Annotated in this window: 26 protein-coding genes; 12 read left to right on the top strand and 14 right to left on the bottom strand. The window is 49.6% G+C overall.

Translation table 11 applies throughout. The annotated features are described in order from the left end of the window. Nucleotides 1-7 precede the first annotated feature (7 nt). Entirely contained in the window at nucleotides 8-841 is an 834-nt protein-coding gene (locus SIK69_RS22680; protein WP_319787190.1) for a GPO family capsid scaffolding protein, read from the bottom strand. A 142-nt stretch (nucleotides 842-983) separates the two neighbouring features. On the opposite strand from SIK69_RS22680, the gene SIK69_RS22685 reads away from it, so the two are divergent. After that, entirely contained in the window at nucleotides 984-2,750 is a 1,767-nt protein-coding gene (locus SIK69_RS22685; protein WP_319787191.1) for a terminase ATPase subunit family protein, read from the top strand. Then, a complete protein-coding gene (locus tag SIK69_RS22690; protein WP_319787192.1) occupies nucleotides 2,750-3,799 on the top strand; it encodes a phage portal protein in 1,050 nt (349 codons plus the stop codon). Before SIK69_RS22685 ends, SIK69_RS22690 begins: the two co-directional genes overlap by 1 nt. Nucleotides 3,800-3,889: 90 nt before the next feature. Here SIK69_RS22690 and SIK69_RS22695 read toward each other — a convergent pair whose 3' ends face one another. From SIK69_RS22695 to SIK69_RS22740, 9 genes are all read right to left on the bottom strand, one after another. Continuing rightward, on the bottom strand, nucleotides 3,890-4,753 hold the full coding sequence (locus SIK69_RS22695; RefSeq protein ID WP_319787193.1) for a hypothetical protein: 864 nt from the start codon (nucleotides 4,751-4,753) through the stop codon (nucleotides 3,890-3,892). Between the two features lies 1 nt (nucleotide 4,754). Further along, nucleotides 4,755-6,404 carry an AAA family ATPase gene (locus SIK69_RS22700; protein ID WP_319787194.1) on the bottom strand — a complete coding sequence of 550 codons (1,650 nt, stop codon included), beginning with the start codon at nucleotides 6,402-6,404 and terminating at the stop codon, nucleotides 4,755-4,757. 566 nt (nucleotides 6,405-6,970) lie between these two features. Then, nucleotides 6,971-9,352, bottom strand: coding sequence for a replication endonuclease (locus SIK69_RS22710; RefSeq protein ID WP_319787195.1), 2,382 nt, complete (start codon nucleotides 9,350-9,352; stop codon nucleotides 6,971-6,973). Between the two features lie 19 nt (nucleotides 9,353-9,371). After that, entirely contained in the window at nucleotides 9,372-9,599 is a 228-nt protein-coding gene (locus tag SIK69_RS22715) for a TraR/DksA family transcriptional regulator (RefSeq protein WP_004223883.1), read from the bottom strand. Further along, complete coding sequence (locus tag SIK69_RS22720; RefSeq protein ID WP_199557392.1) at nucleotides 9,599-9,835, bottom strand: DUF2732 family protein; 237 nt, start codon at nucleotides 9,833-9,835, stop codon at nucleotides 9,599-9,601. Before SIK69_RS22720 ends, SIK69_RS22715 begins: the two co-directional genes overlap by 1 nt. A 67-nt stretch (nucleotides 9,836-9,902) precedes the next feature. Beyond that, the gene (locus SIK69_RS22725; protein WP_319787196.1) at nucleotides 9,903-10,244 is read right to left on the bottom strand and encodes a DUF5347 family protein; all 342 of its coding nucleotides are present in this window, start codon (nucleotides 10,242-10,244) and stop codon (nucleotides 9,903-9,905) included. Further along, the gene (locus tag SIK69_RS22730; RefSeq protein ID WP_319787197.1) at nucleotides 10,208-10,408 is read right to left on the bottom strand and encodes a phage filamentation protein Fil family protein; all 201 of its coding nucleotides are present in this window, start codon (nucleotides 10,406-10,408) and stop codon (nucleotides 10,208-10,210) included. The genes SIK69_RS22725 and SIK69_RS22730 overlap by 37 nt, the downstream gene beginning before the upstream one ends. A 7-nt stretch (nucleotides 10,409-10,415) precedes the next feature. Then, a complete protein-coding gene (locus tag SIK69_RS22735) occupies nucleotides 10,416-10,925 on the bottom strand; it encodes a phage regulatory CII family protein (RefSeq protein WP_319787198.1) in 510 nt (169 codons plus the stop codon). Between the two features lie 65 nt (nucleotides 10,926-10,990). After that, on the bottom strand, nucleotides 10,991-11,194 hold the full coding sequence (locus SIK69_RS22740; protein ID WP_319787199.1) for a regulator: 204 nt from the start codon (nucleotides 11,192-11,194) through the stop codon (nucleotides 10,991-10,993). 59 nt (nucleotides 11,195-11,253) lie between these two features. Between SIK69_RS22740 and SIK69_RS22745 the strand changes: the two genes are divergently transcribed. From SIK69_RS22745 to SIK69_RS22765, 5 genes are all read left to right on the top strand, one after another. Then, nucleotides 11,254-11,907 carry a phage repressor protein CI gene (locus SIK69_RS22745; RefSeq protein WP_319787200.1) on the top strand — a complete coding sequence of 218 codons (654 nt, stop codon included), beginning with the start codon at nucleotides 11,254-11,256 and terminating at the stop codon, nucleotides 11,905-11,907. 33 nt (nucleotides 11,908-11,940) lie between these two features. Beyond that, nucleotides 11,941-13,008, top strand: coding sequence for a hypothetical protein (locus tag SIK69_RS22750; RefSeq protein ID WP_319787201.1), 1,068 nt, complete (start codon nucleotides 11,941-11,943; stop codon nucleotides 13,006-13,008). 24 nt (nucleotides 13,009-13,032) lie between these two features. Next, complete coding sequence (locus tag SIK69_RS22755) at nucleotides 13,033-14,106, top strand: N-acetyltransferase (protein ID WP_319787202.1); 1,074 nt, start codon at nucleotides 13,033-13,035, stop codon at nucleotides 14,104-14,106. Continuing rightward, nucleotides 14,084-14,455: an ASCH domain-containing protein gene (locus tag SIK69_RS22760; protein ID WP_117108611.1), complete on the top strand. Its 372-nt coding sequence runs from the start codon at nucleotides 14,084-14,086 to the stop codon at nucleotides 14,453-14,455. Before SIK69_RS22755 ends, SIK69_RS22760 begins: the two co-directional genes overlap by 23 nt. Before the next feature lie 78 nt (nucleotides 14,456-14,533). Beyond that, complete coding sequence (locus SIK69_RS22765) at nucleotides 14,534-15,550, top strand: phage integrase (RefSeq protein WP_319787203.1); 1,017 nt, start codon at nucleotides 14,534-14,536, stop codon at nucleotides 15,548-15,550. A 1-nt stretch (nucleotide 15,551) separates the two neighbouring features. On the opposite strand, the gene SIK69_RS22770 is transcribed toward SIK69_RS22765, so the two are convergent. Further along, nucleotides 15,552-15,959, bottom strand: coding sequence for a hypothetical protein (locus SIK69_RS22770; protein WP_319787204.1), 408 nt, complete (start codon nucleotides 15,957-15,959; stop codon nucleotides 15,552-15,554). A gap of 322 nt (nucleotides 15,960-16,281) precedes the next feature. Here SIK69_RS22770 and SIK69_RS22775 point away from each other — a divergent pair, with 322 nt between their 5' ends. Further along, nucleotides 16,282-17,166, top strand: a complete 885-nt coding sequence (locus tag SIK69_RS22775; RefSeq protein WP_319629737.1) for an SDR family oxidoreductase — start codon at nucleotides 16,282-16,284, stop codon at nucleotides 17,164-17,166. 26 nt (nucleotides 17,167-17,192) lie between these two features. Here SIK69_RS22775 and SIK69_RS22780 read toward each other — a convergent pair whose 3' ends face one another. Next, nucleotides 17,193-17,555: a VOC family protein gene (locus SIK69_RS22780; RefSeq protein WP_319629736.1), complete on the bottom strand. Its 363-nt coding sequence runs from the start codon at nucleotides 17,553-17,555 to the stop codon at nucleotides 17,193-17,195. Nucleotides 17,556-17,636: 81 nt separating this feature from the next. After that, nucleotides 17,637-18,179, bottom strand: a complete 543-nt coding sequence (locus SIK69_RS22785; RefSeq protein WP_319629735.1) for a TetR/AcrR family transcriptional regulator — start codon at nucleotides 18,177-18,179, stop codon at nucleotides 17,637-17,639. Nucleotides 18,180-18,263: 84 nt separating this feature from the next. Between SIK69_RS22785 and SIK69_RS22790 the strand changes: the two genes are divergently transcribed. Then, nucleotides 18,264-19,466, top strand: coding sequence for an MFS transporter (locus tag SIK69_RS22790; RefSeq protein ID WP_319787205.1), 1,203 nt, complete (start codon nucleotides 18,264-18,266; stop codon nucleotides 19,464-19,466). Next, complete coding sequence (locus SIK69_RS22795) at nucleotides 19,466-20,278, top strand: Cof-type HAD-IIB family hydrolase (protein ID WP_319629733.1); 813 nt, start codon at nucleotides 19,466-19,468, stop codon at nucleotides 20,276-20,278. The genes SIK69_RS22790 and SIK69_RS22795 overlap by 1 nt, the downstream gene beginning before the upstream one ends. A 54-nt stretch (nucleotides 20,279-20,332) precedes the next feature. Here the strand turns inward: SIK69_RS22795 and SIK69_RS22800 are convergent, their stop codons facing one another. Then, complete coding sequence (locus SIK69_RS22800) at nucleotides 20,333-21,562, bottom strand: MFS transporter (RefSeq protein WP_319787206.1); 1,230 nt, start codon at nucleotides 21,560-21,562, stop codon at nucleotides 20,333-20,335. Nucleotides 21,563-21,839: 277 nt separating this feature from the next. Here SIK69_RS22800 and ybjG point away from each other — a divergent pair, with 277 nt between their 5' ends. Together ybjG and deoR are read left to right on the top strand one after the other, a co-directional pair. Then, nucleotides 21,840-22,448: an undecaprenyl-diphosphate phosphatase gene (gene ybjG, locus SIK69_RS22805; protein WP_319629731.1), complete on the top strand. Its 609-nt coding sequence runs from the start codon at nucleotides 21,840-21,842 to the stop codon at nucleotides 22,446-22,448. Between the two features lie 75 nt (nucleotides 22,449-22,523). After that, nucleotides 22,524-23,285: a DNA-binding transcriptional repressor DeoR gene (deoR, locus tag SIK69_RS22810; protein WP_319787207.1), complete on the top strand. Its 762-nt coding sequence runs from the start codon at nucleotides 22,524-22,526 to the stop codon at nucleotides 23,283-23,285. Nucleotides 23,286-23,294: the final 9 nt, after the last annotated feature.

Consider the following 23,294-nt stretch of genomic DNA (forward strand, 5'->3'; position numbering starts at 1 on the left):
TGCTCCATCAGCAGTTAGTCACGGTGCCAGCCGGAGCGTCACCGCCCGGCGCGCGCTGGCGGTAATCCTTGCGGCTGTCTTCGGCATTCAGCTGCTGCTGCAGCGCCGTAAAATCGGCCTGCTGTTGCTGCAGTGAGGTTTCCAGCGCAGACAGGCGCGTCTCCTGCTCTGACAGGGATTTGTCCGTGCGCTCGCCAAAGCTCTGCTGCTCAGTAGCGACCAGCTCCACGGCCTTATGCACATCAGAGAAACGCGCGTCATCGGTCTGCTCTTTTTTGGCAAACAGCGCAGTGACACGGGAAAAGAGGGATGGCTTGTCGTCCTGGGTTTCGTCCAGTTCGATAACCGTTTCAGCCGCTGCAGAAAACAGGTTGTCGGGGTTCTGCTTACGGTTCGCCAGCGGGTTATGGATGGCGGTGGCGCTAAAGGTCAGCATTTCGGTGCCGAGGCTCGCCGGGTCATCAGTTGCCGCCAGTCCTACCAGATACGCTTTCCCGGTGTCGGCAAACTGCGGGCTGACTTCCATGGAGGTAAAGAGCTTCTGCCCTTTCTTCACCAGGGCCACAAGTGCATCCGTCGGGGTGACGTCGGCATACAGCGCCATCTTGCCTGCCAGCGGACCGTCTTTAATTTCCTCAGCAACCAGTGCCGACACGGTGCCGTAGCGGTTAAAGGTGCTGTCCGGCACGTAGGACTTGATGTGCTCAAGGTTAATCTGCGCGGTGTACACCGCCGGGTTGTAACTGGCTGCCATCTGCACCAGCCAGTCACGCTGGATTTCGCGTCCGTCAGTGGTGGCACCTTCCACCCCGATGCGGAAACGCTTTGCTTTCGCTGTCATGAGCCATGCTCCGTTAGAAAAAACTTACTGGAGCCTTATGTTTGCTGGGATGGGGGGAGTGAAACAACGCGCGGGCTTTGTGGGGTTCACCACACAAAACGCAGCCGGGGAAAGGTGTCAGGCAAGGCCGTAATCTTGTGCCATGAACACCACACTGACTCCCGCAGATCTCGATCCCCGTCGGCAGGCCATGCTGCTGTATTTTCAGGGATACCGCGTAGCCCGCATTGCTGAAATGCTGGGCGAGAAAGTTGCAACCGTACACAGCTGGAAGAAGCGCGACAAGTGGGGCAAATACGGCCCGCTGGATCAGATGCAGCTCACCACTGCCGCGCGTTACTGCCAGCTCATCATGAAGGAGCAGAAGGAAGGGAAAGACTTCAAAGAGATTGACCTGCTGGCGCGTCAGTCAGAACGCCATGCCCGCATTGGCAAATTTAACGACGGCGGCAACGAGGCCGACCTTAACCCCAACGTGGCGAACCGCAACAAAGGCCCACGTAAGCCAGCGGAAAAGAACGTATTCAACGACGAACAGACCGAAAAGCTGCAGGAGATATTCCACAGCTCGATGTTCGCCTACCAGCGCCACTGGTGGGAGGCGGGCAACCGTCACCGCATCCGCAACCTGCTTAAATCCCGCCAGATTGGCGCAACGTTCTTCTTTGCCCGCGAGGCACTGATTGACACCATCACCACCGGGCGCAACCAGATTTTCCTGTCAGCCAGTAAGGCCCAGGCGCACGTTTTTAAGCAGTACATCATCGACTTCGCCAAAGAGGTGGATGTGGAGCTGAAAGGCGACCCGATGGTGCTGCCCAACGGCGCAACACTCTATTTTTTGGGCACCAATGCCCGCACCGCGCAGAGCTACCACGGCAACCTGTACCTGGACGAATATTTCTGGATACCGAAATTCCAGGAGCTGCGCAAAGTGGCCTCCGGCATGGCGATTCATAAGCGCTGGCGGCAGACCTACTTCTCCACGCCGTCCAGCCTGACGCACAGCGCCTATCCGTTCTGGTCCGGGGCGCTGTTCAACCGGGGCCGCGCCAAAACGGACAAGGTGGATATTGACCTGACCCACGGCAGCCTGGCCCCTGGCCTGCTCTGCCCGGACGGACAGTATCGCCAGATTGTCACCGTGGAAGATGCGGTGCGTGGCGGCTGTAACCTGTTCGACATTGACCAGCTGCGCATGGAGTACAGCCCGGACGAGTACCAGAACCTGCTGATGTGTGAATTTATCGACGATCTCGCGTCGGTGTTTCCGCTCAGCGAGCTGCAGGCTTGCATGGTGGACAGCTGGGAAGTCTGGACCGATTTTCAGGCCCTGGCCCTGCGTCCGTTTGGCTGGCGTGAAGTGTGGATCGGTTATGACCCGGCGAAAGGTACGCAGAACGGTGACAGCGCCGGATGTGTGGTCATGGCTCCGCCTGCCGTGCCGGGCGGCAAGTTCCGCATTCTGGAGCGCCACCAGTGGCGCGGGATGGACTTCCGCGCCCAGGCCGACGCCATCAAACAGCTGACGCAGCAGTACAACGTGACCTATATCGGCATCGACTCGACGGGCGTGGGCCACGGCGTTTACGAGAACGTGAAGGCGTTCTTCCCTGCCGTGCGTGAGTTTGTTTACAACCCGAACGTCAAAAACGCCCTGGTGCTCAAGGCGTACGACATTATCAGCCACCGCCGCCTGGAGTTTGACGCCGGGCACACCGACATTGCGCAGTCATTCATGGCTATCCGCCGGGCCACCACCGCCAGCGGCAACCGCCCGACCTACGAAGCCAGCCGCAGCGAAGAAGCCAGCCATGCAGATTTGGCCTGGGCAACGATGCACGCGCTGTTTAACGAACCGCTGCAGGGCGAGGCCGCCAATACCAGCAACATTGTGGAGATTTTTTGATGAGTGAACACGACGCCCTGACCATTACCGCACCAGTGCAGGAAGCTGCGCAGATGCATAATAGCGCCCGCGCGGAAGCTTTCAGCTTTGGCGACCCGATCCCGGTACTGGACCGCCGCGAACTGCTGGACTATGTGGAATGCGTGCAGATGGACAGATGGTATGAGCCGCCCGTAAGCTTTGACGGCCTGGCCCGCACCTACCGCGCCGCCGTGCATCACAGCTCACCGATTGCCGTTAAGCGCAACATTCTGACCAGCACGTTTATCCCGCACCCGCTGCTCAGCCAGCAGGCATTCAGCCGTTTCGTGCAGGACTACCTGGTGTTTGGTAACGCCTATCTGGAGAAACGCACCAACCGGCTGGGTGGGATTCTGTCACTGGAGCCATCGCTGGCGAAATACACCCGCCGCGGGATCGATTTAGACACCTACTGGTTTGTGCAATACGGCATGACCACGCAGCCTTATGAGTTCACTAAAGGCAGCATTTTTCACCTGATGGAGCCGGACCTGAACCAGGAGATTTACGGCCTGCCGGAATACCTGTCCGCCATCCCTTCCGCCCTGCTGAACGAGTCCGCCACCCTGTTCCGCCGTAAGTATTACATCAACGGCAGCCACGCGGGGTTCATCATGTACATGACCGACGCCGCGCAGAACCAAGAGGACGTGAACAACATCCGTCAGGCCATGAAAAGCGCCAAAGGGCCAGGCAACTTCCGCAACCTCTTTATGTATTCGCCAAACGGCAAAAAGGATGGCATCCAGATCATCCCGCTGTCAGAGGTTGCGGCTAAGGATGAGTTTTTGAACATCAAGAACGTGAGCCGGGATGACATGATGGCAGCACACCGCGTTCCACCGCAGATGATGGGGATCATGCCGAGTAATGTTGGGGGGTTTGGGGATGTAGAGAAGGCTAGTAGAGTTTTTGTCAGGAACGAGTTAATTCCACTACAAAAAAGAATGATGGAAATAAATAAGTGGGCTGGAGAAAATATTGTTAAATTTGAGAACTATAAATTAGCTGCAGAAGATACCAACTAGCTAAACGTGTTGTACGAAATAGTAACCAAGCCCAGCCTAACATTACTCATGTACTCTTTCAGCGCGCAACGCGCGCTGAAAATACAAAAATCACTTTAGACGGCCACTTGTTTCCCGGTCACCTAAATGCAACTCATATAGTATCCATTCAATAACATCCGGATGAATTAGACCAGCCACAAAAACAGAATTCCAATTATTTTTACCTTTATGTTTCTCATCCAACAAGGACAGCTCACGAATAAGTAAATTTAATGCGTCATCATAAGTAAATAGACTCTTATTCAGCCCTCGAACAATAAGCTCAGGATACAAATAGAATGATTCCCATTGCTGAGACAAGTAACCTTTTATATCATTCTTAATCACAACATTGTCGAGATGATACTTAACATTATTGAAGTCAGAAGATCTTGGGTCAATTATGATTTTTACGTCAATTGTAGGTGTTTGCCCTAAATTAGTAAACTCAGCGCGTATCAACCTTTCGCACAACACATTATCAAAATAGGGATGTAACATTCTATGCCCTGCGGCATTAGATATAGTTGTGCTTTTAAAAGTATTACATTTACATGCAGGAACTAAATTTTTAGTGAATACAGCAAATTCTGGATAACTTTCCTTCGGTAAAACGTGGTCTAAAGTACCGCTATGCATTGAACCACACATTGAGCATAACGAGTTAGCATTAGCAGCTCTTATCTCATCAATTATAGATATACATTTCACAGGCTCTTTATAATAATACTTCAATGCCTCTGCTATCGAGCCACTCAACGTACCACAGGAATTAACATTCAGAAACCCCTTGTTCTTAATGTATTCCTTATATGCATTAAGTATGAATGCATCTTGTCCATTTAGAACTGAATAGTGTTTCAACCTCCTATTAGAAGACATTTCTTTAAATGCAGAGTAATCTTTAAAAACAGGCTTGTTTAATTTATTCATTTCAGTTATCCATTTCATTTCTCAACGATGTTAATACATTAACTGAGAAATCTTCACTGTATTTAGATGCTACGTCCTCCCATGTCATGTTTTTTCTCTTTATGCTATTTTTAACTTTGTTTAAAATCTGTGTTGGTTCACTCTCTCCGAAAACAAAATATGAGATATTCCCTATATTTGCGCCGAAAGTACTTAACCTCGGTTTCTCACTTACAACCACTCCATCATCTCGTCTTCTGATTATTGTGACTTGTTCCTTAAAAACCTCTCGAACAAGATAAACTGAATGTGTTGCGATGATAGCTGATGAACCTGTCATTTCTAATAAGTTATCAAGCAATGCCATAAATTTATTGATAAATGAAGGATGCAGATGTGTTTCCGGTTCATCTATTAAAAGAAGCGTACCATTTTCGATATATAAACAAACTTGCACACAAAACTTAATAAATGATATTTCACCACTACTTAAAGGGTAACAAGTATCTTTAATAAGCCTTAAGGGTTCACCAGAGAGATGAATCTCCGAATAAAGTGAAAGCCTAGCCTCTTCGCCCCTAAAATTAATTTCGTTTAATTTAACAAATGGGGAATTATCGCCACTACACTTGATTACTAAGTCGTTATTCTCATTTAGGACTTTCAATGCCGCAACAAAAATATCCCATCTATTATTATACCCAATAACTCCATTATTTCTCGCAAGCTGTACTACATAATCATTTAAATTTAATGTAGATTTAGCCACACGATTTAAAGTAAGTCTTTTATACCATATCAACGATCTTTTTCTTTTATCAGTTGGAAATGAACTCTTGCTTTCGTTTGTGGGGGAAAATGCGATAAGTCTACTAATTTGGATTCGTTCTTCTATACTATCGTTTTCAGGATCTACAACAGCAACTAGATTGCTGTTTCCATTAATAGCTGCCAACGCAATTTCCCTAAGGGTTTGACTTTTACCTACACCATTCTCACCTATAATTATCGAAATTCTCTTAGGTAAATCATGATCGTGATCGAAATTAAATGTGTAAGATACTTTATCTTCATTAACTTTATTCACATAACTAATTTTTAGGTGTTGCGATAAATTGCCCAACTCTTCATACTGAACGCCGGAAAGCACAGTCTCTGCGTTTTTGAAAGTAAAGTAGGACTCTGATTCCCGAATAAATGATTTATTAAAAACCTCGGTGTTGATTGCTTTTTTTCTCAATGACTCAGCATTAGCATCACTTTTTTTCGAGAGAACATCATTAATAAAATCCAATATTTTCTTAGACTCACTCACTCCGAAATTATTTATCAACATGCGATAATCATTCATATCTTGCAGCATTACAAAATAATCATTAAACTCTTTAAATGATGAGTTGGAGTTTTCGCCATTTTCCACCCGCCTTATTAATTCAGACTTCCCATTTCTTTTATCTTCAGAATTTAGAAAACCTATATATCCTTTCAATGAAATCTCATGTTTATATTCTTTAATATAAATAGAAACATCAACCTTACTTAAATATCCAAAATCGTTCCAATCACCTCTTGATGGTACTATTTTAATATAATTACCATGATCGGGTGAGCTTTGATAAGTTGATGTTAAAAAATATAAACTATAATCGTCATTTTTCTTTACTAACATCATATCCCTCTAATAAATTAAAGTAATTGAATTTTTGACAATTTTACACACTTAGGCCTTGCGCGCAATCGTATCCCCGCCACGCCTGCCCGCTTTATGTAGTGGTTTTCATGCAGGTGCATGACGGGCCGGAAAGCACGCCAGTTCTGGCGGCCCCGACCCGTTGCGATCCTTTTCGGATCATGCGAATCCATGCACCATAGACATGCACTGCTTTCTCAAACTGCAGGATGCCATATGGGAGGGAGTTTCCCATGGTGCGAAATCACTAATGCTTACTCTCATCCTGCCCTACTCCGTATTCATTCAGCCTGGTAACCAGATCGCTCGTCAGCTCCGACAGCCACGAAATCGCAACCTCCTTGTCGTCATCGCTACAATCTGAACTGGCGACCAGCCGGGCCATAAGTTCTATCCGCTGCAGTGCAAGTGACTCCATGAACAAATCGTTCACAACTCCCTCCCCTTATTACTGTTTATATATACAGTACAACATATGTATTTAAAGCTGAAATAGTTTTTTACTCAGCTAACCCTTTGATTAATAGATAACCTCAATCCTGACTTTTTCAGTACCACTGCCGCCATTTGTCATCCTCCTGCAGACGCTGGTTCCGGTAGAACAGCCGCAATCCGGCTCCAGATGGCAGGCTGCCGCCACGCAGAAGCAGATCAACTTCCGTTTCACTCGCGTCAAAGCCTCTGGACCTCAGTTCAGCGTCGAGCTGCAGGCGCTGGTGATCGGTAATATCCTGTTTGTACCCTTTCCGACGCTTCGGTTTTACCAACCTCAGCCGGGCGGTCAGCTCCCGGCGTTCCTTAGCGCTCAGATTATGAAGATCCGGCAGCGCCTCTGGCTCACTGGTTTCAGGTAATTCGCCCCCTGTCTGGTACATTTTTTCAACAGGGGGACAGTTATTGCCACGAGTCCAAGGGGCGCAAGCGCCCTGGTCGGCTGCCGCCTCCTGAACGTCAACGGCCTTGCGAACCATCTTCCACTTGATTGCGTGCGTGCAGATCCGGCCCTCAATAATCGGGGACCAGATGCCATAGATACGGATACCGTGGTCGCCATAGGCGCTCGGCTCATCGTTAAGTTCGTATGCCGTTCTGACCAGGTGATGTTTGCGGGGAACCAGTACGCCGCCCTGCTTCATGATGTAAGTGGCAAAACACCCGGCATCTGCAGCAGCCAGCACGGCATCCAGCCGGGGATTTTCCAGAACCGGCGCACCTGCTTTTTTCTCGCCCTGCGCCCTGCCAGCCTGGCCCGCCAGCAAACGCAGCTCGCGGTATGCCTGGCGGCCCGGAATGCCAAAGAAACGGAACTGCTGGACGCGATGCAGTGATGCCCAGGCGGTGACATGCTCCGCGCTGTCGCGCAGTGATCTGCCCGTTTCCTTGCTGACTTCTTTAGCCAGCCCGCGCCCGTCGATGTTCTTGCTGATGTATTTAGCGATGTAGCTGGTCGGCGTGCCTTTGCGGGGGTTAATCAGCTCAGACTTGAAACGCGGCCCCGTGTTGTTGCCCAGCTCCTCGCGGTCTTCCCGGATGGCAAATTTACGCAGCAGCGCGGTGATGGTCCGGCGCTCTTTTTTGCGCATGAAGCACAGCAGGTGCCAGTGTACGGTGCCGTCATGGTGTGGCTCTGCAACGCGGACGCCATACCACCGCAGCCCGGCCTTGTGCATGGCCTTGCGGAATGCGGCGAACGTTTCAACCAGATAGTCACTGCTCTGCCGGACCGTTTCGCTGGTCCACTTTGGATTTGGCCTGCCGTTGTTGAGGGTCGCGTGAAAGCGTGACGGGCAGGTGATGGTATAGAACACGGCGCAATCACTGCGCATTTCCGCGATAAGCTCCAGTCCTTTAACACAGGCCATCATCTCATTGCGACGGTGTGCCGGATTGCTGTTGCTGGCGTTCACCACGTCTTCCATGTCCAGCGTGTCGCCGTCGGCATTCACCAGCTCATGCGACTGGAAAAACTCCAGCGACTTGCGGCGCTGTTCGCGCTTATGGATCACAGCTTCATAGCTGACATACGGGGACGCTTTCTTGTTGACCAGGCAGACGGCGCGCAGTTGCTCCTCGCGCCACTCGCAACGCGTCCGCCATAACTTGCGATACCACCAGTCTGCACACAGCATCCGCGCCAGCGATCCCGGAATAAGGTCATAGGGCACAGGCTTACGGCGGCGTTTTTTACGGCGCAGTTGGTCAAATGCTGGCGGGACAACATCAAGACGCATCGCCTCTGCCGCAACCCTTTCCCATGCCTGGCGGATTTCTTCGGGTTTCACGTCATCCGTGACAAAAAGATCACCGCAAGCCGCATGCAGACACATGCTCATGTGGGCGGCGACCAGGGTAGATAGACGCTTTACCTGGTCCTGATTCATTTCAGGTAAAACCAGCAAGCCTTCCAGCCCGTCATGGCTTGCCATAAAACGGAAGGAAGCAGATACCTGGCTGTCACGTACACGCGCCAGGCGCTCAAGGCATGGCCTGATAGTTTCGCGCAGATAGCGGGAATACGCCTTTTCCCTGCCCAGGCCATGAAAATATTTAATCCGCTCCAGCAATGGCTTACTGATGTGTGATGGCTCGGCGTTTACATCGGCAATAATCACCAGGTCGGGATTTGCGCGCTGTTGTTCCCGTGCCATTTTGGCGCGGCTGATGAGTTTGTCCTGCTCCATTTCACGCTGGACAGGATCACGGGACTCATTGAAGAAATAGCGTTCCCAGACCTCATCACTCAACGCCTCGCGGCGCAGCTTTTCCTGCTCGTTGTCCGCTGCGTAGAGAGTGATCAGGTTTGAAAGCGCAGAACCCGGCGCAACGTCTGCCGGGTCGTGGTATGGATTGATGGCTTTTTTTGGGGCATTCCATGGGAAAACCACGGCGGCCTCAGTCGGGCCGCCTTTGTCTTTTATTAATTCAGGCATCACTGACAGGCTCCGAAGCTCACAGCGCGCCTCTGGTGTAATGCTTCCCTTTCAGCTCTGCGATTTCCTGGCACGTCACGCAGCACTGCACGCCCGGAATAGCTTGTCTGCGAGCTGTTGGGATTGGCGCGTCACAATCGATGCAAAGAACGCGGGCAATGCCCGGTTTTTTGACGCGGGCGTTCTGAATATGGCGCTGCAGGTTTTCTTCAACGCGCTGCTGGACGAGATCCATGGAATCAGCCATCAGTGCCAGTCCCCGCGTGATTCGGCTTCATAACGGGCAACTTCACGGCGCAGCAATTCCGCCGCCTCCACGCCGTTCATTCCCTCTTTTAGGATGTGGATAGCCAGCGCCTCCATGCGGAGGGAAACGGCAAAGGCACAGCTTTTGCGCTCATCCAGACGAGTCTCGTTAAACAACTGGAACAAACCAGCATCATCCGATCCGGTTTTGTTGGTACAGGTTTTACTATTTCGCATCTTCAATTCTCCTGAATTTAGGCAAAAGAATGCCCGGCGGGTTTACGCCATTAATTTCTGTTGTGGATTAATTCGGCATGGTTAGCCGTTTAGGAAATAAGCTCACCACTGCACGAAAATGGTTCATTGCCTTTATCAGCTCCCGCTTTTCGTCAGTCGTCAGCTCACTAATTTTGACGCTGTGACGATCTGTCGGAATGTTTGCCATAAAATAGATGGCGGCTAATGCACGCTTGTTTTGCTTATTGTTAGCGTCCCGTGGGTCACTCATATCTTCAATAAACCGCTCAAGCTCTGACTCAACGTTATGACCGAATACCTTTGCCCGTAATTCGGCTATGTGGTTCAGTCCCTCATAGCGCTCCCCTGGGCTTATCGAACGAGCCGTTGAAGCGCCTTCAATAGCCATGGCTTCCCCTTCTTCGTGGTAGACAGGCCAGCCAGTAATTCCGCCTGTGAGCGGGACGGATGCCAGCGCTTACCATCCTTTCCTACAATCCAGCCGTGACCGAAATGCATTCCAGGGCTTTGCTTAACCAATAACGACGCAAATGATGGTTCGTTGTTCAGCATAAACACCTCAGCTCAGCCCGAACGATGAGCCAAGGCCCGTCACGGTATCGACCACGCTCGCCATCGCTGGGTTAGCCTGCAAACGCGCCTGCAGGGAAATGGCTGTAAGAGCCATAAGCCGGGTAACGGAATTGACGCTCTCGACAACCTGACGTCGGGTGGTCGCGTTTAACTGAACACCAGAAACCGCACTGGCAGCCACACGTCCGATCTCAGCGGTGGCTTTCAGGACGTACTGAGGCATTTTCTCCCGTGCGACTTCATTGGTGGGCACACACGGCAGGCAATGGATCTGCGCCAGAAAACCATCAACCAGCGTTGAGTCTTCGGTGAGATCGGTCAGCAACCAAATATCTGGCGCTGTGAGCTGGTGAGGTTGCTCCGGATTGAGCTTATTACGCAGGGTTTGAACGTTCATGCCTGCACGTTCAGCCAGCTTCGCCATGTTGTGGCGTAGAGCGAAAGACCGGCAGGCTTCATCAAAGTGTCTGTGTTTGGAAACTTTATAATCAAACATAGTTTTCATCTCCGAACTTATCGCAAAATCGAACCTTAAGCGTGACTGCGATAAGCAAAAGTTTCTTAAGCCGATAGTGCATCTACAGTCAGAGCAGCCATGTTAATCATGACCTTTTCGCGCTTTTTATCTTTGCGGAGACGATGGCGCGGAAGGCGACCATCAGCCAACATGTCATTGATCGTATCGACTGGAAGGCCTGTAAGTTCGCTATAGCGATCAATTGTGACGTGTGGTGTATTCAGAGTGATTGAAATGTTTGGGGTCATGGTGCAACATTCCTTCTTTAGTTCGGCTTGTGGCGAGCCGTTGTTTATCGTGATTAGCTGTGAAGGCTCCAAAAGAACACTTCGAGTTCAACTTTAAGATCGCTTTTGGAATCTGTCAATGCAATTTAGATTGTTTTGGAGGACTTTTGGATTTCAATAGCGGCGGCAAGAAAGTGATTGAGCGATTGGTTGAGGCGTATGGGTTCAACACTCGTCAGGCTCTCTGCGACCACTTGGGCGTATCAAAGAGCACAATGGCTACGAGATACATGCGAGACATTTTTCCTGCTGATTGGGTCATTCAGTGTGCCCTCGAAACAGGTTCATCCCTCGAGTGGTTAGCTACAGGCATTGGTTCAACGAGTAATGATTTTGTGCAAGATATTGTTCAGCTACCGCATCAGAAAATCATTGATGGAAACTTACGCGATGCTTCCTCTTATTTTTTAGATAAAAAATTCATTCCACGAGAAATATTAAAGCCAACTATTATTTCTGACGATGGGAGCTATTATCTTGTAGAAATGGAGTTCAGCGAAATAATTGATGGTCTATGGATAGTAGAAATTGAAGGGACAATAAGCTCACGCAACTTAACAAGAATTCCAGTAGGTAAGGTACAAGTAGCAAGTGAGCTATCATTTTTTGAATGTATGCTCGATGAAATAAAACCTATCGCAAGATGCTATTATCGGCTCTTAGCCGATGTTTAATATTATTCACAAATTAAATCAAAGGAAATGGTTATGTCACGTAGTTTTGCGGTTTGGGGATGCCGGAATTTCAAAATAAGGAAAACATCCGGATATAATCCGACTCATTCTAATTTCATAGATGAGTTACATATAAATTTCTGGAACGTTAGTTCTCATAAACTGAGTTACCTAGATTTTGGTATAACATTCCGTCGCCCAGAAGATGACGAAATAGCGTCAAATGGTGCAATATGTATATTTCTTCCATTCAAGAAAAGCACTGATTGTTTTTCAGACTTAAGTGAAAATCTTGAATCAAGTAAGAATTTAGTTACTGCTGTTTTTAATGAATACCTTATTAACAGAGAAACAGTAGATGAAAGACACTTGAAATTAGTGTTAGACAATAAAGGTGATCTTATAATAAACACTAAGTTGGCGTTTAAAAATAGCCAACTCGATCAACGTGTTAAAATCAATGATGCGGATGATGGTACGTTGATTGTTTTTAAACTAAGCGATTGCCTCTCAGACTCACAAAACTGTAAACATTACATACGATTTCGCATCAATTTAAATCCATCTGATTTAACAAACTTAGTAAAAACCTTTTACCCTAAAGATTTATTTCTTAAAAGTAACATTGAGCGTTCGGATATTATTGACTTTAGAATTAATGAACAACGAAACTTACCATCTGAAATATCCACTACATTAGCTAGTGCAGCTTGCACACCTTTAAAAACACATTTATTTATCATAAGAGACATGGTTGATGATTGTTCAGCCTCTGGATCGAATTATAAAGGCTGCAGAATATTAGAATCAGAAACATGGACGAAATACTTTGATAAAAGTGTTTCTTTCGGCCCTCATGACCCGATGATCTACCATTGGAAAATTGATAATTCCAAAGAATCAAGATTGAACGATTTTTCTGTTGTCGTTAAATTTAAAAATACAAAAGCAAAAATCACCAAAATCCTCTCTTATTTATTATATGGCGCAGCTTTCGCTCTTATGCTTAAATTCATCCCAGCAAAAGAGGTGTATATCATAGCTGCTATAGTTTCAATAATAACTTATATCTCCATACATTTTTGGAAATATAGAAAATAATATAACTATCACTGAGGAATATATATGGAAAACTTGAAATTTATAACATTCAGTGAAGTGAACTTCAATGACGATTTCTTTGACACACTGAAAAATGATTATAACCAGGGGTTTGTTGATTGGTTTAATAAGAAAAGTTTAAACCCAAAAGAAATGGCCTATGTTCTTTACAATGACGATAACACTATCGACGGATTTATGTATCTGAAAATAGAAAATGGTCCAGTAACAGATGTCTCTCCAGTTTTAGATAATAAAAAACATTTAAAAATTGGAACATTCAAATTCAATACAAAAAAAACATTGCGTGGACAACGGTTTTTGAAAAAAATATTTGACCATGCCCTAAAAGAAAAAGTCGATGATATCTACGTCACAGTATTTGAGAAACATGACTATTTAATAAAATTATTCCAACTTTACGGTTTCATCCGTTATGGTACAAAAAACTCAGGTAATGGCACCGAAAACGTTTTATTAAGAGAGATGAATAGAGAACATCTTACAGGTGATATTCTTTCCGACTATCCTTTTATTAACAACAGAAATAATGAAAAAAAATATCTGTTGTCAATTTATCCTGAATTTCACACGAAATTATTTCCTGATTCTAAGCTAATCAATGAATCACCAGACATAATCACAGACGTTTCTCATGCAAATAGTATAAGAAAAATATACATATGCCGCATGAAAGACGTTACGAATATAAAGCGTCATGATATTCTTGTGATTTACAGGACAACCGATGAACCAAACCGAGCATACTATCGTTCAGTTGCGACTTCATTATGTGTTGTCGAAGATGTCAGAAACATCGCTTCATTTTCTTCAGAACAGGAGTTTATAAATTACTGTTCTAGATACAGTGTATTTTCTGAGAATGAACTGAAGGATTTTTATCAGACCAAAAAGTTCCCATATATTATTAGCTTTACTTATAATCTTGCTTTACCAAAAAGAATAAATCGTGCTAAACTAATTTCTAATGTGGGTTTGAATGCTCAAAGCCGCTGGGGTGTAGTTGAATTAACTGATAAACAGTTTAATGATATAGTTGAACTTGGTGAAGTAGATGAAAGTATTATTGTCAATTAAACCTGAGTATGTTGAAAAGATTCTTGATGGAACAAAAAAATTTGAGTTCAGAAAAGGAATTTTCAAAAACCCGGATGTTAAATCCGTGGTGATTTACTCAACTATGCCTGTAGGTATGATTGTTGCTGAGTTTGATATCGATGATGTTATAGAAGATAAACCATGTAACGTATGGAAAAAAACTTGTCGGTATGCTGGTATTAGTAAACAGTTTTTTGATTCGTATTTTCACAGTAAAGAGAAAGCCTTTGCTATAAAAATTGGTGAGCTAAAGATTTACGATCAACCCCGCCACTTAAGCTCATTAGGTGACAACATCACAGCACCTCAATCTTATAGATACCTGTGATGTATGTTACTTAGAACAACATACGTTGACACTGTTTATGCATACAGTGAAAATGCTCTCCATATGGAGGGCATTTTTATGGCAGTACGAAAACTCGACACAGGAAAATGGATTTGTGAATGCTACCCCGCCGGACGTGGTGGGCGTCGAGTGCGTAAGCAGTTTGCGACCAAAGGTGAAGCAGTAGCTTTTGAACGCCACACAATGGATGAGGCAGAAGCCAAGCCGTGGCTGGGCGAATCGGTAGATCGCCGGACACTCAAAGACGTCGTAGATCTCTGGTTCAAACTGCATGGTAAATCCCTGACCGCTGGCGAACATGTTTATGACAAGTTGGTTCTAATGGTCGATGCACTCGGAAATCCTCTAGCTACTGATCTCAGCTCAAAATTGTTCGCGCATTACCGTGACAAACGACTAACGGGTGAAATCTACTTTAGCGAGAAGTGGAAGAAAGGTGCCAGCCCGGTAACTATCAATCTGGAGCAAAGTTATCTGAGTGGCGTGTTTAGCGAACTGGCTCGGCTTGGGGAATGGAGCGCACCGAACCCACTTGAGAACATGCGAAAATTCACCATCGCCGAAAAAGAGATGGCCTGGCTGACACATGAGCAAATAACAGAACTCCTGGACGACTGCCATCGTCAAAGTGCCCTTCTCGCTATGGTTGTCAAAATCTGCCTAAGCACCGGAGCACGCTGGCGCGAAGCGGTGAACCTCACACGCTCCCAAGTCACAAAGTATCGAATCACGTTTGTCAGGACCAAAGGTAAAAAGAACCGTAGCATTCCGATCAGCAAAGAGCTGTATGAAGAAATCATTGCCCTGGACGGATTCAAATTCTTTACGGACTGCTATTTCCAGTTTTTGTCGGTGATGGAGAAAACCTCGATCGTGCTTCCGCGCGGGCAGCTTACCCACGTCCTGCGCCATACGTTCGCAGCACACTTTATGATGTCGGGCGGGAACATCCTTGCTCTGCAGAAAATCCTGGGCCATCACGACATAAAAATGACCATGCGCTATGCTCACCTGGCACCCGATCACCTTGAAACAGCCCTGCGCTTCAACCCACTAGCTACGATGGTTACATGAATTATTTATTAGGATAGTAAATTGTCACTAATAAAATCAGCACATTAATGTACTGTGCCATCTTGTAGATCAGTTGATCAATTCGCTCTGAGAGAGTATTACCATCCCAAGTTTGTAGGCTCCAACCGCCTCGACCAATAGAGACGGTCAACGCTATGTATGCTGAGGCTGCTTTAATGGTATTCACCATTGAAAATTCGAACTGCCATAACGACCAAATGACTATCATTGCAGCCGCGAAAAAAAGAAAATTATATTTTGCAGCCGAACGGAGCTTTTTCCTCAAGTGACATGATGATTCGCTGAAGTTAGGATTGAGATACTCATTTGGATACATCGTCCTGATGAACCATTCAAACCCTTTACGGGGGAAAAACAGCATTAGCAAGGAGGCAATTAACAATTTCATGGCTCTTCCCAATAGCCGTGTAATAGGACGGCCATTATAAACTTCACGGAAAGCAATGAGTAAGTAATGAATGCCAAGTGGCGACAAAGTGGCGACAGCGGTTGGCAATACCCCCTAATCGCCACATTTCATCACCAACCTAACTTATTGAATATCTTACAAGTCATTGTTTTTACTAACCCGTTTACATAAATGGGTTTTTTGTTGCCTGAAATCCTTCAGCATTATTTCCCCCTCCTGAGACTCCTCCGAAATCCCCCTTTCTGTCCATAAAACGTAACATGAGCGTCTAAGCTGAAGTTTTACGCTTTAAGGAGGTGCCATGAGTCATCATTCAGATCAATCAAACCAGTTCCCGACTCCCCCGTTTGAAGAGCAACCCCAGGAAGCACCGGGCCTCGCGTCTGAAATGTCCCCGGAACCGGATCATGGCGAAACCAGTTATGTCGGCACCGGCAGGCTGGCGGGCAAGAAGGCCCTGATTACCGGCGGGGACTCAGGTATTGGCCGGGCAGTCGCCATTGCGTTCGCCCGTGAAGGTGCTGATGTCGCCATTAACTATCTGCCTGAGGAAGAGGAAGATGCGACAGACGTTATTGCCCTAATTAAGGCCGAAGGTAAAAACGCCGTTGCGCTGCCCGGTGATATCCGCGATGAAGCATTTTGCAGATCGCTGGTTGATGATGCGGTAAGCGCCCTGGGCGGGCTGGATATTCTGGTGAACAATGCGGGTCGTCAGCAATATTGTGAGACCCTCGAAGAACTGACCACCGAGGCGTTTGATGCGACCTTTAAAACCAATGTCTATGCCCCTTTCTGGATAACCAAGGCGGCGCTGCCGCACCTGAAATCAGGCGCGTCGATTATTAATACGTCTTCTGTTCAGGCGTATCAGCCGAGTGCCATCCTGCTGGATTATGCGCAAACCAAGGCCTGCCTGGCGGTATTTACCAAAGCATTGGCGAAACAGCTCGGTCCGAAAAATATTCGAGTGAATGCCGTAGCCCCCGGGCCATACTGGACCGTGCTTCAGCCGAGTGGCGGTCAGCCGCAGGAAAAGGTTCGCGAGTTTGGTAAAAACACACCGTTGGGACGTCCTGGCCAACCCGTGGAGATTGCCCCGCTGTACGTCACTCTGGCCTCGGATGCCTGCTCGTATGCGTCGGGTCAGGTGTGGTGCTCCGACGGCGGTACCGGCACCCTCTGATTCACAGTGTCAAAACCAGAAGCCGCTCACCAGGCTTCTGGTTCTCTTAGCATATGCACAATATTGCACGGGCTCATAATCCATCCCCCTTTGAATCCTTCGGGTAGCGGCTCGACGCTATCGCAGCGGGTGACGCCCTGCTGTGCCAGCTGTTTGGCTGTTGCTGCAAAGTCAGGCGTAAACAGTTCCAGCCACAGCTCGGCCTGACTCATGGCGGGGGCTTCATCAATCCATAATCGGTTTGGCCCGAGGATAAATCCGGTTGCTGGAGCCTTATCCGTTATCTCCTCCAGCCCAATCGTATTGCGGTAAAAATCGAGCGTCTGTTGGTACTGGTGGGTCGGCACTTTCAGCGCTATATCAATCCCACCGGTTATCTCTGCGGTCATACGATCACTCCTTACGTCGGATTAAGCGATCAGTATGTCGCAAGATAGCCCAACTCGCCTGGGCAACGACCCGGTAATCGTTCAGAGCGCCGCAATCCTACCAACCATCTGACGGATTTCCTTTTTACTCAGCGGCGCACGATCGGTCACGAAATGCAGCGTCATCCCTTCGATAAAGGCATCCAGAGCGCGCGCCGTGGCCGGATCGAACCACTGCTGAAGCACCTGCTGGCTACGCTGCATCCAGTTCTGCATTACGTTTTTCAGCGCCGGTTTGCAGCCTATGAACGCGTAGAGCTGATACATCAGTTCCATGTTGCGGGTGGTGGTCACCTGAGCACTGAAGATCAGTTGGGTGATGGCATCGCAGGCCTGTATCGCGGTCGTGACCTCGGCGAAAAATGCTTTATATTGCACCAGCATTTCGTCGGTAAAACCGGTGAACGCTTCCTCTAACAGCGCGTCTATCCCGCTGAAATAATAGGTCATGGAGCCTAAAGGTACGTCGGCACAGGTAGCGATTTTGCGGTGCGTCACGGCCTGAATGCCGTGGCCTGCTATGGTGTCCAGCGTCGCCTGCAGGATCCTCTCCCGGCGCTGCGGATCGTTGGGTCTGCGGGCCATACTTTTTCCTCTTACAGTTTGTGTACAAATGTACACAAGCTTGTTAGTGTTGTCTCTCCCTCTTTTTCTACAGGCAGTTTACGGATGACGTTGCTTTCTTCACGCAGGGCCTTGCAGTTGCGCATGTGGGCGCTGTTTATGTTCTTCTTTCTGCCAGGCTTATTAATGGCGTCCTGGGCCACGCGTACACCCGCTATTCGCGATATTCTCTCCGTGAACACCGCCGGAATGGGCATCGTACTGTTTGGCCTGTCGATTGGTTCGATGAGCGGTATTCTCTGTTCGGCGTGGCTGGTCAAACGGTTTGGCACCCGTAAAGTGATTCGCACCACGATGTCGTGCGCGGTACTCGGCATGATGCTCCTCAGCCTCGGGCTGTGGTTCGCCTCGCCGTTGTTTTTCGCCTTCGGGCTGATGGTGTTTGGTGGCAGCTTTGGCGCAGCCGAAGTGGCGATTAACGTCGAAGGCGCGGCGGTTGAGCGCGAGATGAATAAAACCGTTCTGCCAATGATGCACGGTTTTTACAGCCTCGGCACGCTGGTCGGGGCGGGGATCGGCATGGCGCTGACCGCGTTCGGCCTGTCCGCTACCCTTCATATTCTGCTTGCGGCCCTGTGCGGCATCGCGCCAATTATTATCTCTATCAAAGCTATTCCGGAAGGCACCGGTCAAAACTCGGCTGAAAACAGCACTCATCATGAAAAAGGTGTCCCGTTTTATCGCGACGGTCAGCTAATGCTGATTGGCGTTGTCGTGCTGGCGATGGCATTCGCCGAAGGGTCAGCCAACGACTGGTTGCCGCTGCTGATGGTTGACGGCCACGGTTTTAGCCCGACGTCTGGCTCTCTGATTTACGCCGGATTTACGCTGGGCATGACCGTCGGGCGTTTCACCGGGGGCTGGTTTATCGACCGCTACAGCCGTGTCGCCGTGGTGCGCGCCAGCGCCATCATGGGCGCACTGGGTATCGCGCTGATTATCTTTGTCGACATCGACTGGGTGGCCGGTGTTTCAGTCATTTTATGGGGTCTGGGTGCATCACTAGGCTTTCCGCTGACCATTTCTGCTGCCAGCGACACCGGTCCGGATGCCCCGACCCGCGTGAGCGTCGTCGCCACCACCGGCTATCTGGCATTTCTGGTGGGCCCGCCGCTGCTCGGCTTCCTCGGGGAACATTACGGCCTGCGAAGCGCCATGTTGGCGGTGCTGTCGCTGGTTATTGTCGCAGCGCTGGTCGCGCGGGCGGTAGCAAAACCTGAATCTGAACCTGTGACGGAGCGTGCGTGATGAGTATCAAACTGATTGCCGTAGATATGGATGGCACCTTTCTTAGCGATGAGAAACGCTATAACCGGGCGCGTTTTCTCGCGCAGTATCAGCAGATGAAGGAGCAAGGCATTCGCTTTGTGGTGGCCAGCGGAAACCAGTACTGGCAGCTGATCTCTTTCTTTCCAGAAATTGCCGATGAGATAGCCTTTGTGGCTGAAAACGGCGGCTGGGTGCGCGATGCTGGAGAAGATGTGTTCAATTGTGAACTCCCGGCGGCGCATTTTCGTCAGGTCGTCGATTTTCTGCATACTCTGCCGGACGTGGAGATCATAGCCTGCGGGAAACGCAGCGCCTATACGCTTAATCGCTACGATGAGCAGCTAAAAACCATGGCGGGGCTTTACTATCACCGTCTCGAGCTGGTGGATAGCTTTGATAATCTGAACGATACGTTCCTGAAGTTCGGCCTGAATCTGCCCGACCGGCTGGTGCCTGAGGTGCAAAAAGCGCTGCATGAAGGCGTTGGCGATCTAATGACTGCGGTCACCACCGGGCACGGCAATATCGACCTGATTATCCCCGGCGTACATAAAGCCAACGGCCTGCGCCTGCTGCAGGAACGCTGGGGTATTCACGACAGCGAAGTGGTAACGTTTGGTGACAGCGGTAACGACCTGGAAATGCTGCGTCAGGCGGGTTTTGGCTTTGCGATGCAAAATGCGTGTGAGGCGGCCATTGAAGCGGCCCGTTATCGGGCACCGCACAATAACCAGGAAGGCGTTTTGCAGGTGATTGATCAGGTATTGAAGCGGGAAGCGCCGTTTCATTAACGGCGTGTAACTGGCCCGGCTGGCGTAACGACCGCCGCCGGGCAGACGACCAATTTAGCTCTGCGAGCTGCCGACCGTTTTATCTTTAAGGAAGTAAACAATCAACGCCAGCCAGATAATACCGTTCGCCAGGTTGAACAGGCTGAACAGACCGTTGCCGCCGAACTGGTAAGCATGTTTGCTCACTTCGATGCCGACGGTGAAGATGAACATCTGCAACATCCCCATCGCCGCCGATACCGTGCCTTTGCTCATGTCGCTGGCAAACAGCGTCAGGCGCACCAGCCCGGCGTTGGCCACGCCAATACCGAAGGCATAGAGGCTCAGACCGGCGGTCATCCACAGATACGCATGGGTTGAGACCACCGTTGCGGCAGCCGCCAGAATCAACCCGGCCATAATCGGCCAGCCACCGGCAATGATCAGCCAACGGATAGCCCGGCGCGACGTCAGCCTGGCGAGCACCAGGTTCCCCATAATCAGTGCGCCAAAAATCGGCACCTGCAACATGCCGTATTCGTAGGTGCTGGCCTGTTCCCCGCTGATGATAATCACCGGCGATTGCGCAATCCACGCCAGTAACGGCAGGCTGACGAACCCGGTCGCCAGGGCTCCGGCGACAAAGCGCAGGTTTTTCAGCACCAGGCCGTAATCACGCCCCAACTCCTTCCACGACAGCTTTTCGCCCAGACGCGTCGCCGTTTCCGGCATCGCACGTTGCAAGCCAAAGAAGGCGATCAGCGCCAGCGCGGCGAACAGGACAAACATCGTTTCCCACGGCGCGACATGTACCCAGGCCGCACCCACCAGCGGGCCGAGCAGCGGCGCAATCAGCGCCACGTTCGCCATCAGCGCGGTAATCTTTATACACACCGCCTCCTCAAACGACTCCTGAATCGCGGCATACCCGACCGCGCCGATAAAGCACAGGCTTATTCCTTGCAGGAAACGCAGGAAGGTAAATTGTTCAATGTTCTGGGCCAGCAGCGTCGCGAGGCAGGTGATGATGAACCACACTACGCCGGTGAGCATCACCGGACGACGGCCAATACGATCCGACAGCGGTCCGAGCAGCCACTGTAAAAACATGCCGCCAGCCAGATAGGCGGTCATCGATGTGGGCACCCATTCGGTCCCGGCGTTGAACTGGTCTACTACCGCCAACATGCCCGGTTGGATCATGTCGTTGCCGATATACGTAGAGAATTCGTAAAGCACCAGACAGAGCGGGAAAAGTAACGCCTGACGACCGAGGCGTTTGCCAGAAAGTGAAGGGTTGTGCATGCAATCTCTTTAAGATGAATAAATCGCGTGAAGTGTAATAAAAGGTTCCCCCTGGCGGTAGCGAAATGTACGCGAAACACTCTGTTACAGCACAATTTCACCTGTTTAAGGTTCGCTTAAGTTGCTGGTCCTATACTGCGGCTCAGAAAGCATTAAAAGGTAAACGTTACCTGAACAGAAATCGTAACCACCGGACAATTAAGACAATGCCCCTTTACCGGTCCGGCTACGGTTTTTAAGGTGAGTACCGTCATCTAACTGTAAGAGTCCGCAACGTATGCTGGAAAGTTTAAATTACTCGCTGTTTTACTGGATCAACGCCACGCCTGCGTCGCCGCAGTGGATGATTTCGTTGGCTATCTTTCTCGCTAAGGATCTGATCAGCATTGTACCGCTGTTGGCGGTGGTGCTGTGGCTGTGGGGTCCGCGCGGGCAAGTCTGCGCCCAGCGCCAACTGGTGATCAAGCTGGCGATGGCGATTGGCATCAGCCTGTTACTTTCCTGGACAGTCGGGCATGTTTTCCCACATGACAGACCCTTTGTTGACGGTGTGGGCTATAACTTCCTGCATCACTCTGCAGATGATTCGTTCCCAAGCGACCACGGCACGGTGATTTTCACCTTCGCGCTGGCGTTCCTGTTCTGGCATCGCCTGTGGTCTGGCGTAGTGATGATGATCATCGGCGGTGTCATTGCCTGGTCACGCGTATACCTCGGCGTACACTGGCCGCTGGATATGGTTGGCGGTTTCCTGGCCGGGCTCAGCGGATGTCTGGGGGCTCAGGTTCTGTGGCTCATTTTCGGCGAGGCGCTCTATCGCCGTTTGCAGGCCGCGTACCGTTTCTGCTTCTCGCTGCCGATTCGTAAAGGCTGGATACGTGACTAAGGCCTGCTGCGCAGGTAAAATTGTCGCCTGACCCCCTGCCTGACGCGGGGGGCATGTTCAGCTTACAGGGGTTTTATGGAAACACGGCGCGAGGAACGAATCAGTCAGCTTATTCAGGCTCTGAAACGTAGCGATAAGCTCCATCTGAAAGAAGCGGCGGCGCTGCTGGGCGTTTCCGAGATGACCATTCGTCGTGACCTCAACAGCCACAGTGGGCCAATGGTGCTGCTTGGCGGCTATGTGGTGTTGGAACCCCGTAGCGCCAGCCATTATCTGCTTAGCGATCAGAAAACCCGGCTGGTCGACGAAAAACGTCAGGCGGCGAAACACGCGGCAAAACTGCTTAAACCTCACCAGATGGCATTTTTTGACTGCGGGACCACCACCCCGTGGATTATCGACGCCATTGACGACGAACTGCCGTTTACCGGCATCTGTTACTCCCTGAACACCTTTCTCTCATTGCAGGAAAAACCGCTGTGCCGCGTCATTCTTTGCGGCGGCGAATTTCACGCCAGCAACGCCATTTTCAAACCACTCAGTCCGCAGGATACCCTGAGCCATCTGTGCCCGGACATCGCGTTTTATTCCGCGGCAGGCGTCCACGCCACGCTCGGCGCAACCTGTTTTAATCTCGATGAATTGCCGGTAAAACACTGGGCATTGGCCAGCGCACAGCAGCATGTTCTGGTGGTTGACCACACCAAATTCGGCAAGGTCCGTCCGGCGAGGATGGGGGATTTGAGCAGTTTTAACGTGATTGCCAGCGACCGCCGTCCGGATGATGAACTGACGGCGCTGGCAAAGCAGCGTGGCATCACGCTGCTATTTGACTAACGCTTCCCG

The organism is Scandinavium lactucae, from assembly GCF_033843265.1.
In the GTDB taxonomy this organism is placed as follows: domain Bacteria; phylum Pseudomonadota; class Gammaproteobacteria; order Enterobacterales; family Enterobacteriaceae; genus Scandinavium; species Scandinavium lactucae.

Excerpts from the sequence above, each read along its gene's own strand:
- SIK69_RS22735 (WP_319787198.1), bottom strand. The coding sequence starts at position 10,925 with ATGTTTGATTATAAAGTTTCCAAACACAGACACTTTGATGAAGCCTGC.
- ybjG (WP_319629731.1), top strand. The coding sequence starts at position 21,840 with ATGCTGGAAAGTTTAAATTACTCGCTGTTTTACTGGATCAACGCCACG.
- SIK69_RS22800 (WP_319787206.1), bottom strand. The coding sequence starts at position 21,562 with ATGCACAACCCTTCACTTTCTGGCAAACGCCTCGGTCGTCAGGCGTTA.
- SIK69_RS22780 (WP_319629736.1), bottom strand. The coding sequence starts at position 17,555 with ATGACCGCAGAGATAACCGGTGGGATTGATATAGCGCTGAAAGTGCCG.
- SIK69_RS22695 (WP_319787193.1), bottom strand. The coding sequence starts at position 4,753 with ATGAATAAATTAAACAAGCCTGTTTTTAAAGATTACTCTGCATTTAAA.
- SIK69_RS22710 (WP_319787195.1), bottom strand. The coding sequence starts at position 9,352 with ATGCCTGAATTAATAAAAGACAAAGGCGGCCCGACTGAGGCCGCCGTG.
- SIK69_RS22760 (WP_117108611.1), top strand. The coding sequence starts at position 14,084 with ATGAAAGTATTATTGTCAATTAAACCTGAGTATGTTGAAAAGATTCTT.
- SIK69_RS22740 (WP_319787199.1), bottom strand. The coding sequence starts at position 11,194 with ATGACCCCAAACATTTCAATCACTCTGAATACACCACACGTCACAATT.
- SIK69_RS22785 (WP_319629735.1), bottom strand. The coding sequence starts at position 18,179 with ATGGCCCGCAGACCCAACGATCCGCAGCGCCGGGAGAGGATCCTGCAG.
- SIK69_RS22715 (WP_004223883.1), bottom strand. The coding sequence starts at position 9,599 with ATGGCTGATTCCATGGATCTCGTCCAGCAGCGCGTTGAAGAAAACCTG.
- SIK69_RS22775 (WP_319629737.1), top strand. The coding sequence starts at position 16,282 with ATGAGTCATCATTCAGATCAATCAAACCAGTTCCCGACTCCCCCGTTT.
- SIK69_RS22770 (WP_319787204.1), bottom strand. The coding sequence starts at position 15,959 with ATGAAATTGTTAATTGCCTCCTTGCTAATGCTGTTTTTCCCCCGTAAA.
- deoR (WP_319787207.1), top strand. The coding sequence starts at position 22,524 with ATGGAAACACGGCGCGAGGAACGAATCAGTCAGCTTATTCAGGCTCTG.
- SIK69_RS22755 (WP_319787202.1), top strand. The coding sequence starts at position 13,033 with ATGGAAAACTTGAAATTTATAACATTCAGTGAAGTGAACTTCAATGAC.
- SIK69_RS22725 (WP_319787196.1), bottom strand. The coding sequence starts at position 10,244 with ATGGCTATTGAAGGCGCTTCAACGGCTCGTTCGATAAGCCCAGGGGAG.
- SIK69_RS22685 (WP_319787191.1), top strand. The coding sequence starts at position 984 with ATGAACACCACACTGACTCCCGCAGATCTCGATCCCCGTCGGCAGGCC.
- SIK69_RS22680 (WP_319787190.1), bottom strand. The coding sequence starts at position 841 with ATGACAGCGAAAGCAAAGCGTTTCCGCATCGGGGTGGAAGGTGCCACC.
- SIK69_RS22700 (WP_319787194.1), bottom strand. The coding sequence starts at position 6,404 with ATGATGTTAGTAAAGAAAAATGACGATTATAGTTTATATTTTTTAACA.
- SIK69_RS22795 (WP_319629733.1), top strand. The coding sequence starts at position 19,466 with ATGAGTATCAAACTGATTGCCGTAGATATGGATGGCACCTTTCTTAGC.
- SIK69_RS22720 (WP_199557392.1), bottom strand. The coding sequence starts at position 9,835 with ATGCGAAATAGTAAAACCTGTACCAACAAAACCGGATCGGATGATGCT.
- SIK69_RS22750 (WP_319787201.1), top strand. The coding sequence starts at position 11,941 with ATGTCACGTAGTTTTGCGGTTTGGGGATGCCGGAATTTCAAAATAAGG.
- SIK69_RS22730 (WP_319787197.1), bottom strand. The coding sequence starts at position 10,408 with ATGCTGAACAACGAACCATCATTTGCGTCGTTATTGGTTAAGCAAAGC.
- SIK69_RS22765 (WP_319787203.1), top strand. The coding sequence starts at position 14,534 with ATGGCAGTACGAAAACTCGACACAGGAAAATGGATTTGTGAATGCTAC.
- SIK69_RS22790 (WP_319787205.1), top strand. The coding sequence starts at position 18,264 with ATGACGTTGCTTTCTTCACGCAGGGCCTTGCAGTTGCGCATGTGGGCG.
- SIK69_RS22690 (WP_319787192.1), top strand. The coding sequence starts at position 2,750 with ATGAGTGAACACGACGCCCTGACCATTACCGCACCAGTGCAGGAAGCT.